Here is an 11,536-nt window from a genome sequence, read left to right on the forward strand (position 1 = left end):
ATCCAGCGAGAACCAGCCCATAGTTCCGTTTCGGTCCGGTTGCCGCTTCTGAAGCCATCAAGCGCTGCTCTGATCCAGGTCTTTTCGCACCCAATGGTGCCCGGGATAGTCTTTTGGTTTGCTGCTTCGAGGAGAATGTCCCTGTAGCTTTGGCCTTTCAGATGCCTCCTCGGGTCGATCCCGTAGGCTCGCCGGAATAGCTTGTTGCAAACAACCATTTGCTCCTGTGCATCAAACAATGCGAACCCGTCGGGAATGGCGGAGCTGATGTAATTGAGTTGCTGGGTTACTACCTCAAACAGTTGCCCGGTGCGGGTTTCTGCAGTGACGTCAAAAAGAAATCTCAACCATCTGGTCCCGCCATCGGGCATCCGCTTTGGTGTGCCCCGGCTGAGGAGATGTTTATTTGCACCTTGTCCATCTGTGATCCGAAAACGCGCTTCCCAAACTGCAAGAGTCGTGGCGGAGATTTCCACTGACATCTGCAGCTTTTCAAGGTCGTCTGGATTTACCATTGCCCACAATTGTTTCGGATCTGTGCCGATCTGCGTTACAGGCAGTCCCCAGATCTTCTCGCACCCGGAATTAAGTGGCCGGATTGTCTGTCTTTGCTCGCCATCGACTTCGAAGACGAAGGCTGCCCCTGGCAGGTTCTCTGCGAACGTCTCGAGGAGTTCCTCCTGATCAATCTCCATCATCGCATCACTCCACGTGTCATCGCAGCAAAGTCACAGAAGCGGTAACAGTGATGGGCGAACAAACCGTAAATTGTAGCCTCGGCTACCCCCAACAAGAAAAGCCAAAAAAGCATAGGTTTGAGTGAATTCCGCCGAAAACCTGATTGAGCCACACATTGCTTAGACGCGGAAGCGCGTGTCGTTATGCCCAAAACGCAGATTGTTGCTGAGCTCACATTGAGTGCAGACAAAAAATCATTCTTTGTTCAGTCGTGCTGTGTGCTTCTTTTCCCAGAAATTCAGCTGGAAGAAATGAACTCGACGAACAACTCTGGCAGGAAGATTGAGCTGACAACGGGCGAATTCCATCTCGCTCATACGGATGCCTAAGCGCGCTGGCTGTGACTGATGAGACAATCACCCAAAGATTTCAGCTCTTTCCCTGCGACCCAGCGACCCGTATCTTGCAGCAGTGGGAAACTGACGGAACATTGTTCAAGAATTGGGTCAGTTCTGTATTTTTTGGTGGGGTGCGGCTATTCTTAGATCATGCCGACACCAGCAGACGTCGACCATGTTCAGAAATCCACATCCAACCAAGTTGACCGCTCTACCCTAGTGTAGCTTACAACGTCTGGTATGCGGGACGAAGTTTTTGTTCAAAGCTGAGCCAATGCATTGCTTTCTTCAATCTGAGACTTGAGGCCGTTTGGATAAAGCTCCAAGTCTCCGCTATCCAATTGCCGGATATCGTACCATCGAGCGATACACTTTTCCCCATTATCCTCAAAGTACTCAATAGGCCCCAACCCGTGGTATGCATTGGCAGGAAAGGTCACGTCTGAAACAAAGGTGATCTCATGCCCAACCACGCCTTGATGGGTGAAGATATTCTCTAAAACCAGTGGCGTGCCAATCACATCAACAGAGACGTCAAGTTCTTCTTCAAACTCCCTGACAAGCGCATCGCGCCACGTTTCTCCAAATTCCAGCCGACCACCAAGAGGCCTGACACCTTTCACAGATCCATCGTCAAGACAGATTTCACTCGCGAGCAGCAAGCCGTTGCGCCAAACAAGCCCAAGCGCTTTCACCTGAATATGCTGTTGAGGTCGCCAAACATTCATACCGGATACCTACCACTTTCAGACTGCTTGTCGAAGTAACTATGGGCTCCAAAGCGGACGTTGGCACCGCGCCACACTTTCCGCACCAATCAATTGAAAGCACTTTTTGCGTCAGACCGGACGTTGACCCAGCCAACCGCCTATCCCCAGAGACTCGCACCAGAGGCCATCGCAAACATCAGCGCTACTACGAAAATCAACGCAAAAGCAGCAGCTTGCTTCATGTAATACTGTTTCATCGCTAAGGTTTTTTCCTGCCGCCTCATGCCGATAGCCCACACGACTCCCCAAGCACAAAAAACACAGAAGAAGCTGGAAATTCCAAAAACCCAAATCAATGCTCGCTCCAATTATTTGTCCTTCGGCTTTCTTGAACCCCTTTTGAAGGCCCTCCAAAGCAAAATTATTATTAAGGCCAGAAAGATCAGAACCAACCCTGGCAGCCCAATGTTGTTCAGCAATTTGGCCCCCTTCTATTTGCACCTGTCAGTGCCGGCTATGCGGACTAACTTGCGATCTGGCATCAAAAACGAAAGCTTTGGTTCGGTCTTCTGATGATGCAACACTGCGCTTCACAACAATAGTAGAACGCTCAAATACATCGCATATGCAATTACAAACAGACCGCCTTCGCGCTTGCTGATAGTCCAGCCGGTACGGGCGAAAACCATCATGATGAGAGTTGCCCCGCACATGACCCAGATGTCCAGCCGGGCGATTTCGACCGGGATTGTCATGGGTTGAACGATGGCTGTGATGCCCAAAATGCCCAGGATATTGAACATGTTGCTGCCCAGCACGTTTCCCAAAGCAACGTCGCCCTGTCCTTTGCGCACGGCAATGATCGAGGTCACCAGTTCAGGCATCGATGTGCCGATCGCAACGATAGTCAGACCGATCACGGTCTCCGATATCCCGGCGCTCTGGGCGATTGTGACGGCACCTGACACCAGAAACCGAGCACCGAAGATTGTGATAATCAACCCGACCAGAGTAATACCCAGTGAAACCCTGAGCGCATACTCGGGTCCGGGAACAGCGTCGGCTTCACCTGCGTAGATACTTGCAGTGGGCGTGCCTCCGACCTGCCTTTCCGACCAAAGTGTAAAACCGAGGTACGCGCACAGTGCGATCAGAAATGCAGTGCCAATCCATCGGCTGACATGCCCTACGAGGACAGCACCAAGGCATAGAAGCGTCGCAAGGATCAAAACGGTACCGTCGCGTTTGAACGCTTTGGGGTCGACAGCAATAGGCGCGAGGCAGGCCGCAAGCCCCAGAATCAACAGCACATTCCCGATATTACTGCCGACAACATTACCAATTGCGATCCCGGACGCGCCTGCGAGGGCAGCCTGCAAACTAGTGACCAGTTCCGGCGTAGACGTACCGAACCCCACCAGCGTCAGACCGATGACCATCGGCGACACCCCAAAGCGTTTGGCGGCTGAGACGGCACCGCGTACCAGCATTTCGCCACCAAGGATAAGCCCGATCAAACCGACAATGACCAGAAACGCTGCAATCATTCTTGGACGACTCCTGTCCGTTCGGAATTGGCCGGGGCGTTTGCCGCAAGTTGATCCGCGTCCAGTTCCGCCTGGTCTGATCCGAGTGCAACTGTTTCCGGGGTCAAGGCGCGCGTGATCGGGTTGGCCTGGAACGACACCTTGTTCTCCTGCATGACGGCGGGGGCCGTTCCGAGGCGCAGGATGGCAAAGAGGATCAGCAGGACATGCGAGGCTCCCGTGACAGCAAAGAGGCTGGCCGCCCCGAAAGATGTCATGGCAAACCCCGCTGTGGTCGGGCCGATGATCGACCCGATGCCGAACACCAGCAACAAACCACCGCTGACCTGAATGTAGGTGCCGGGCTCGGCATGATCGTTCGCATGGGCGGCGATCACGGGATACATTGAGAAGACGGTAGCCCCGAAGAGCGCCGATAGCCCCAGCACCACAACGGGTTGGGTTGTGCCGGTGAAGAGAAACATCGCATCGGCCAGCAGCGCAAAAACCGTGATCGCTATCAGCACCTTACGTCGGTCAAGTCTGTCCGAGGCGATACCAATTGGGATCTGGATGGCCGCGCCAGCCAGAATGGGGATGCTCGCAAAAAGCGCGATGTCCGCAAGTGACAGGCCAATACGTGCCCCATAGACGGCGGCAAGCGTGCCGAAGGAGGCGTTAGATACTCCAACCATCAGAACCGCAAAGACTGCGATGGGCGAGTTTTTCCACAGGCTGCGCAGGTTCAGCGACACCTGAGTCAGCGGTTTCGGTGTCGTGGTCGCGCTTATCGCGGTGGGCAGCAGGGCGAGGCAATAGACCATGGCCGCAAGCACGAAGAAGAAATAGCCGTTCGCATCGCCCAGCGTCAGCACCATCTGCCCGGCCGTTGTCGCCGCGAGGTTCACCATCGTGTAGATGCCGAAGATGCGCCCGCGCGACGCTGCGTCCGACCGTTCGTTCAGCCAGCTTTCCACGATCATCGCGGCACCAGCGAAACAGAATCCCGAGAGCGCGCGCACGGGGATCCAGACCTGAGGGGCCATCAGAACCAGCGACAGCAGCACCGCGATGGCAGCAATGGCGCACATGGCGCCAAAAGCGCGGATGTGACCCACCCGGGCAACCAGCGCAGGCGTTCGCAGGCAGCCCATTACATAGCCGATGGCCCAGCCGGTTCCAAGCAAGCCAAGAGATGCGGCGCTGAACCCTTCAGCCTCGCCGCGAATGGGCAGGATCAGGCTGTTGACGCCCCCTGCAAAGAGCAGGAACGCAGATCCCATCAGAAGGGCGGTGAGAGGCAGCAGGCTTCTTACCATGAATATCAGGACCTTCTCACAACCACTTCGAAAATTTGAAGATGAGAAGCAATAGAAGTCCGCCGACGATGGATGCGCCGGTCAGGAGCCAGAACGCCGTTGGTTCTGATGTTCCAAGCATTCCTGCGACATTAACACCGATGAGACCAATCAAAAACTCCAGGAGCAGAAAGATCGCAGCGACCACGGACAACACAAAGTTGTCGCGACCAAGCGCATGAACACGGTCGGCTTCAATATGGTCCTGCAAGGCGGAAAGGCTCTCGCAACGAGGTCGCGTATCGCTTGGCAAAAGTGCGCCGGCTGCTTTTTTCGGCATGTAGTGTGGTGCCCATGGCTGCAAGCCGGGATCCTGTAAATCCAGATGCAGCCACCGATTGCCAGAATGTGGCTCCGGGTCGAGCATACCGGTTTTTGCGGTTTCCGCGCGACCCTTGTCTATGTCAAAGGCGGCAATCGGTTTTAAATCAGCGGTTTCCATAGAGCCAGCTTGCAAGAAAAAGATATCGCTGCATCGAAACTTAGCCTGAGGATTACAGACCTGACCAGCGATAACTTTCCAGTCGCCGCGCACTGAGAGATCTCACCGCCCAGACAGGGCCGATAGCTCAGACAGCCCAACACTATCACAACAGCTTCACTGGTCTGATGGCAGGAATGCGTGTTACTTTGACAGACTGACGTTCGCATACGGTTTTTTGGGTTGCACAATGACACTCAGATTTAGACGGCTCGCATGCCGTCACATCGCTTTAGTAGGCGTCCTGCTTCTGGTCTTGTCATTGGCAGGTATCGCCGCCGCGCAGGACGATCTGTCGGATTTCCGAATGTCTATCGAAGACCGTCGCGCGCAGCTTACATTGATCGAAACCGAATTGACCGTTCCTGGAACGACCAGACTCGTGGACCTGCGGGCGCGTGTGCGCGACATCCTGCAAGACGCGCAGGACACACTTGGTCCCGTCGTCAGTCAGAGAGACCGTTTGAGGGCTGAGCTCGAAGCTCTGGGCCCGCCACCCGAGGAAGGGCAACCGGATGAGGCTGCCGATCTTGCGGCAGAACGCGCGCGCATCTCAGCGGCCTTTACGGCCTATGATGCAGCGATCCGACAGGCAGAACTGAACGTTGCAACCGCAAACCGTCTGCTTGAGGACATCGCCAACGCACGGCGGGACCGGTTCTACGAGAGTGTGTTTCGGGCCGGTCCAAGCCCGCTGGACCCCGCAGTCATTGCCGGCGGGATCGGTGGATTTGTTCAAGGCATTGCCGACGGACTGCGGTGGGCACGCCAGGACGTCAAGGATCGGGATCTTCAAAACAGCCTGTTTTCAGATATCGCCATCCTCGCATCAGCGCTGGTGCTCGCGCTTTTGATGTTTCTCCCTGCCAGACGGAAGCTCAACCGCCTGACATTGAAATACATGAGGTCGAATGCGCCAACACCATCGCGCAGGGTGCTCATTGCCGGCATCCGAACCGTCGCCCGGATTGTCCCGGGCGTCATCGGTGGCTTGATCGTCTATGAGGCCCTGAAACTCACCGAGCTGATCAGACCCGGTGTGGTCGGTGACGAAGCGATTGCCGGGGCGATCTGGCTGACCTTTCTGGCCTTGATTACCGTAGACGGTGCTGCGAGAGCGGTCTTCTTCCGCTCGGTTGATGGCTGGGAAATAACGCAGATCGGACCCTACAAGGCCTATCTCGCGCGCTTTTCTCTGATGCTGGTCACCGCGCTCCTGGGCGCGGACGCCATCCTCAGGGCCGGAGCAGCCCTGCTTGGGGCACCGCAGGAAACAGCCTTGCTGCAGAGTGCTGTGGTTGCTGGTTTGCTGGCTGCAGCGCTGGTGTTCTTTACCCGGAAAACCTGGACAACGGAGTTTCTGAGAACGCCCACTGCTGATCAGGATCCCTCACCGGATCGCGAGAAGGTCAGAGCGAGTGTGGCGCGCATCAGCATCACGGGGCTATTGATTGCTTTAGTTATCGTTGCGGCGACCCTGATAGGTTACGTTGCCCTTGGGTATTTTCTGGCGACCCGCGTGTTCTTTATCGCCGGGCTTGCTGCAGCCATGTGGTGTGTTCGTGGGGTGTTGCGGGAAGCCATTCTTACACTGTCCAATCGAGTGATGCCTGCCGCAGAGGATGCACCGGAGGGCGACGAGGCCGAGGAGGATGGCAAACCCGGGAATCTACTTCAGTTCTGGGCCCTGTTGGCCCTGGAACTGTTGGTGCTCACCGCATTTATTGCGCCCGCAGCGCTAATCCTCGGCGCATCGTTTTCCGATGTTCGCGACACAGCCCTTGATGCGTTCTTCGGCTTTCAAGTAGGATCTGTCACCATTTCCCTGGCAGACCTTCTGGCAGGCGTCACGGTGTTCGTTGTCCTGCTCGGTGTCACACGCTTCATCCAGCAAACCGTTGAAAAGCGGCTTTTCCCGCACACGCGCATCGACCCCGGTGTCCAACATTCCTTTCGAACCCTGATCGGCTATGGCGGTCTTGTGATCGCCGGGCTGGCCGCGATCGGGGCCATCGGTGCTGATCTGTCAAATCTTGCGATTGTGGCTGGCGCGCTCTCGGTCGGGATTGGTTTCGGTCTTCAGAGCATCGTGTCGAACTTCGTGTCCGGCTTGATCCTGCTCTTCGAAAGGCCCGTCAAAGTCGGCGACTGGATCGTTGTCCCCTCCGGAGAGGGCTTTGTCCGGCGCATCAGCGTCCGATCCACTGAAATCGAGACCTTCGACAGATCTTCCGTGATTGTCCCAAATTCTGAGCTGATCGCGGGGACAGTGACCAACCTGACTCTGGACAATAAGATGGGCCGGGTCGTGGTGCCAGTGGGGGTATCCTATGATTCAGACCCCGAACGTGTGATGGAGATCTTGTATGAGATCGCGAATGCACATCCCAAAATCCTTAAAAACCCCGGCCCTATGGTCGCATTCACTGCGCTTGGCGAAAGCTCGCTGGACTTCGAACTGCGGGGTTTTATTCGGGATGTGATGCTGGGCGCCATCATCCGCACGGAAGTACGGGTCCAGATCGTGAAACGGCTTCGGCAGGAAGGCATAGATATTCCGTTCCCGCAGCGCGTCATCCACATGGAAAAACCAGACGATCCGCCTGAGACAAAGCCAGCCTGAGCTGGACGGCTCGTGATCAAAATACAAAGACCGGCACGATATGCGCGCCGGTCACCTAGTCTTGGATTTACGGTAGAGCTTTATTAACCGTCAGCACCAGCAACTTTCTTGACGCCTTTCACGGCGAGTTTTCCAGCGCCAACAGCACCTTTTGCAACAACCTTGGTTGTTCCGGCGGCGACACCAACCGAATTGTCGATAACCTGCTCTGTGGAACAGGCGGTCATGGTAAGCGATGCCGCCAAAAGCGCTGCTACAAGTGCTTTGCGTACAGTGAACAGTTTCATCTTCAGTCTCCTTTTCCCAACAAAAGGGGTTTAGCCAATGTGGAAGCTGAGCCCGCGACGGTGCGCGTTGGGACGCTCGTCCCGGTTGGCCTTTTGCAGAATGCCGTGTTGGCCATGTCAACTTCCACGAGCGGAGATTTAGTGGATTTCAATGAGCAAGAAAAACGAATAAGAATTGTATATAAAACGCGTAACACTCATGGATTGAAATGGATATCACCCTGATCAAGACCTTCATTGAGGTCGCCAATACCGGGTCTTTTGTCGCCGCCTGTGATCGATTGTTCGTAACCCAGTCGGCGGTCAGCCTGCGCATTCAACGATTGGAAGACAGCTTGGGTCATGCGTTGTTTATCCGGTCCAAGGCCGGGGCCGTGCTGACGCCCGAAGGAAAGCAGTTCGAGCGTTACGCGCTGAGCCTGGTCAAGATCTGGGAGGAAGCGCGCCAACAGATTGCCATCCCCGAAGGCTACAGCCGTGCGTTGTCGGTGGGCGCGCAGTATTCGCTTTGGCCGCGGCTGGGATTTCGCTGGCTGGACGCGATGCAGGCAAAGATGCCCGAGCTGAGCGTGCATGCGGAGGTCGGCATGACCGACCGGATCACGCGGTTTCTGATCGAGGGGGTGGTGCAGGCGGCACTTCTGTATACGCCCCAGTTGCGGCCGGGACTGATCGTCGAGCATGCGCTGGATGACGAATTGATCCTTGTGGCCTCATATCCTGGCGCCAGTGTTGATATGAAAACCGAATTTGTCTCGGTGGACTGGGGCCCGGAATTCACCCATGCGCTGAGCATCGCCCTCCCGCATCTGACAGATTCGGGACGCTCAATGGCATTGGGTGCGCTCACGGCGGAGTACATCTTGAACCGGCGGGCCGCCGCTTTCTTGCCAGCGCGGTCGGTCAAACGCCATCTGGATACAGGAAGGCTGCACATTGTGGCAGATGCGCCACGGTTTCCCTACCCGTCCTGGGTCGTCTGGCGCGAAGACCTGGACGCGGATCTCGCGGAGTTGGCGCGCAGCACATTGGAAGGCGTGGTGCAGAGCGCTGAAAAAGAACAGGAATCTGTCGTTGATCAGCTGGAAGCGATGGAAGATTACGACCCTGATGATCATCCATCGGTGACAAGTAAATAATACTCGTTTCATACCTAATTATTTCGAATTTCACTCAATATAAATCATCTTCTACATCTGATCTCAGCAGAGATGCTCCCGTTCCTTAATGAGGGCGGGTCACCTTGTTGGGAAAGGAATGACCCATGAACACTCTTTTGAAACTGGCAACTGTATCCGCGATCGCGCTGATAGTTGCGTCGCCCGTTGTTGCGCAGTCCCGCATCGTCGGCATCGAAGCGCTGGACGATGATATTGATGACATACAGGAAGACGCTGAGCGCGAGTTGAACCGTGGCCAGGATGCAGATCGCTTTGGCCCGAACGGCGTGCCCCAAGGCTGGCGCGGCTCTTTTGCACTGACCGCCTCAGCGGCCAGCGGTAACACCGACACCGGCGAAATCTCGGGTGCAGGCCGTCTGACCTATGGCGTCGGCAGCTGGAACCACCTCTTCGGTTTTGCCATCGAATACGGTGAAGCCAATGATGTGACCAACGAAGAGAAATTCTTCGCTACCTATGAAGGTAACCGTTACTTTAACGACCAGTTCTACGCCTTTGGTGTGGCACGGTACGAATTTGACGGCGTGTCGGTGGACAACGCGGGCAACGTGCTCGATGGCAACGAGCAGGACGCTTTTGTGGGCTTCGGTCCCGGCTATCGCGTGCTGAACGACCAGAACCACACATGGCGTGTGCAGGCTGGTCCAGGTATCCGCTACTTCAGTGACATCACTGATAATTCGGACACCGAAGTCGGATACATCGCGTCCTCGCGTTACTTCTACGGCTTCAATGAGCAGGTCGCGTTCACAATGGACACCGATATCCTGGGTTCCGACGTGAACACTCTGGTGACCAACGATGCTGGCGTCAACTTCAAGATGACCAACAACCTGTCCACCCGAGTGAGCTATCGAACAGAGTACAACACCGACCCTGCGGGCGGTCGTAAATCGACCGACAACACCCTGGGTGTGTCGCTGGTGCTGGGCTTCTAAGCACCCTGAAACGCGCCTGGCCGGTTGTCCTCGTACGGATCAGGCAACGTTCAACTCCGGGGCAGGGAAACCTGCCCCTTTTTTTGAAACGGGAGTGCAACTCATGAACATGGCGGCAGATACTTTCAATCAAACCGGTGCATACGAATGTCGAGCGGTTGAGGTTCTTACTTCGCAGAAAACGGGTCACGTGATCGGCTATTGCCTTGGCGGTGGTCGGCCCGGTCCCAACCTTCTGGTGTCCGGCTTTGATCCCCTGATGGCCGAGCTTTTCGAGAAACTGATCGAGATCCCGACTCTGCCCTGGATGTGGGGCCAGCTCTATCTGGTCAGCTTGAACGCTCTGGATGAAGAATACAGCGGCAACCCGCAGCAAGCGCTGGAATACACCTTTTTTGATGATACTCTGTTTCTGCCACCTCTGGACGCGGCGATGGATTTGCCAGCAATTCTGCAGGACAACTACAGGGCCGTGCTGCGCGCTTGTGCCGGGATGGGTATGATCGCTGGCCGCGGGATTCCTTCAAAAAGTTGGTGAGTTGGAATTTGATTGCCCGGTTGGTGTGGGTTGCCTGAAAGACACACCGACCACGCCTAAGAAAACGAATGAACGCATCCAACCTGCTATTGGTGGCCTTGATGCGTCCGCTCGCCGTTTTGTTCGTCCCCTGCGAGAAAGTTAACCTTGAACAGGCGGGCGTCCTTTCTGGCAAAGGTATTCAGTTCCGGCGCATCAACGCCGTTGAGGCGGAACGGCTTGCTGCTGCTCACCCCGAGAGTGCCCGCATCTCGCACCTCGACGTCCTGAGCGCGCGTTGCCGTAGCTAAAACCGCCAGAGCTACCAGGAGAACTCGCATGTTTCATCCTGTCGCTCATACGTCATCACCACAACTGAGCCGAGGGCAATACCTCTACGCTTACCGGTCAAAGAAAGACTGGAACATGAACAGAGCTAACCTGTAAACGCGGACACAGCGAGGAGCAGGTCGCTTAGGGATTGCCGGCACAAAGAGCCAAGATGATGCCTGTGCAGTCGCGCAGATCGGAGATTGCGTGAGGGACATCTCAGTTGAAGCGGTACGTCTGGGAGAAAGTTTCTCCAATCGCAACGTTCGCGACCTTGTTTGCGCGAGCGTCTGTCGTGCAGGCGAAGGAGTAACGGCGGCGTTGTGACAAAATCCTTGGAAAAGCTTGTGTTGCAAATCCTCGGCAAAAAAATGGTTTTGTCATGTTTTGGCCGCGAACAGTTTACTCGACAGTGGCGCAGAGTGCAGCATTCGGAACCAGGGTGCATTGCAGATAGCGACCCGGCGCCACTACCCGGGTTCGTTATTCTGCGGCTATCGATTGTGAAA

Annotated in this window: 13 protein-coding genes; 6 read left to right on the forward strand and 7 right to left on the reverse strand. The window is 55.6% G+C overall.

Annotated features, from left to right (window positions below; all coding sequences use genetic code 11):
• The 6 genes from Q1A34_RS21715 to Q1A34_RS21740 form a co-directional block, all read right to left on the reverse strand.
• Positions 1-698, reverse strand: a 698-nt coding sequence (locus Q1A34_RS21715) for a PAS-domain containing protein (RefSeq protein WP_300039568.1), incomplete at its 3' end; no start/stop codon positions are given.
• A 638-nt stretch (positions 699-1,336) separates the two neighbouring features.
• On the reverse strand, positions 1,337-1,804 hold the full coding sequence (locus tag Q1A34_RS21720; protein ID WP_300039570.1) for an NUDIX domain-containing protein: 468 nt from the start codon (positions 1,802-1,804) through the stop codon (positions 1,337-1,339).
• A gap of 140 nt (positions 1,805-1,944) precedes the next feature.
• Positions 1,945-2,154, reverse strand: a complete 210-nt coding sequence (locus Q1A34_RS21725) for a hypothetical protein (RefSeq protein WP_300039572.1) — start codon at positions 2,152-2,154, stop codon at positions 1,945-1,947.
• Between the two features lie 222 nt (positions 2,155-2,376).
• Positions 2,377-3,333 (reverse strand): calcium/sodium antiporter, encoded by a 957-nt coding sequence (locus tag Q1A34_RS21730; RefSeq protein ID WP_300039573.1) that lies wholly within the window; start codon positions 3,331-3,333, stop codon positions 2,377-2,379.
• Positions 3,330-4,595 (reverse strand): MFS transporter, encoded by a 1,266-nt coding sequence (locus Q1A34_RS21735; RefSeq protein ID WP_366942883.1) that lies wholly within the window; start codon positions 4,593-4,595, stop codon positions 3,330-3,332. The genes Q1A34_RS21730 and Q1A34_RS21735 overlap by 4 nt, the downstream gene beginning before the upstream one ends.
• A gap of 52 nt (positions 4,596-4,647) precedes the next feature.
• Positions 4,648-5,112 carry a CorA family divalent cation transporter gene (locus Q1A34_RS21740; protein WP_300039577.1) on the reverse strand — a complete coding sequence of 155 codons (465 nt, stop codon included), beginning with the start codon at positions 5,110-5,112 and terminating at the stop codon, positions 4,648-4,650.
• A gap of 229 nt (positions 5,113-5,341) precedes the next feature.
• On the opposite strand from Q1A34_RS21740, the gene Q1A34_RS21745 reads away from it, so the two are divergent.
• A complete protein-coding gene (locus tag Q1A34_RS21745; protein ID WP_300039579.1) occupies positions 5,342-7,774 on the forward strand; it encodes a DUF3772 domain-containing protein in 2,433 nt (810 codons plus the stop codon).
• Between the two features lie 83 nt (positions 7,775-7,857).
• Here the strand turns inward: Q1A34_RS21745 and Q1A34_RS21750 are convergent, their stop codons facing one another.
• A complete protein-coding gene (locus Q1A34_RS21750; RefSeq protein ID WP_300039581.1) occupies positions 7,858-8,061 on the reverse strand; it encodes a hypothetical protein in 204 nt (67 codons plus the stop codon).
• A gap of 209 nt (positions 8,062-8,270) precedes the next feature.
• Here Q1A34_RS21750 and Q1A34_RS21755 point away from each other — a divergent pair, with 209 nt between their 5' ends.
• The 5 genes from Q1A34_RS21755 to Q1A34_RS21775 form a co-directional block, all read left to right on the forward strand.
• Positions 8,271-9,200 carry a LysR family transcriptional regulator gene (locus Q1A34_RS21755; RefSeq protein ID WP_300039583.1) on the forward strand — a complete coding sequence of 310 codons (930 nt, stop codon included), beginning with the start codon at positions 8,271-8,273 and terminating at the stop codon, positions 9,198-9,200.
• Positions 9,201-9,325: 125 nt separating this feature from the next.
• Positions 9,326-10,180 (forward strand): YdiY family protein, encoded by an 855-nt coding sequence (locus tag Q1A34_RS21760; RefSeq protein ID WP_300039585.1) that lies wholly within the window; start codon positions 9,326-9,328, stop codon positions 10,178-10,180.
• A 103-nt stretch (positions 10,181-10,283) separates the two neighbouring features.
• Entirely contained in the window at positions 10,284-10,718 is a 435-nt protein-coding gene (locus Q1A34_RS21765; RefSeq protein WP_300039587.1) for a hypothetical protein, read from the forward strand.
• Between the two features lie 68 nt (positions 10,719-10,786).
• Entirely contained in the window at positions 10,787-11,008 is a 222-nt protein-coding gene (locus Q1A34_RS21770; RefSeq protein WP_300039589.1) for a hypothetical protein, read from the forward strand.
• 342 nt (positions 11,009-11,350) lie between these two features.
• On the forward strand, positions 11,351-11,536 hold a 186-nt coding region (locus Q1A34_RS21775; protein WP_300039591.1), incomplete at its 3' end, for a hypothetical protein.

Source organism: uncultured Roseobacter sp. (assembly GCF_947491795.1).
Taxonomy (GTDB): Bacteria; Pseudomonadota; Alphaproteobacteria; order Rhodobacterales; family Rhodobacteraceae; genus Roseobacter.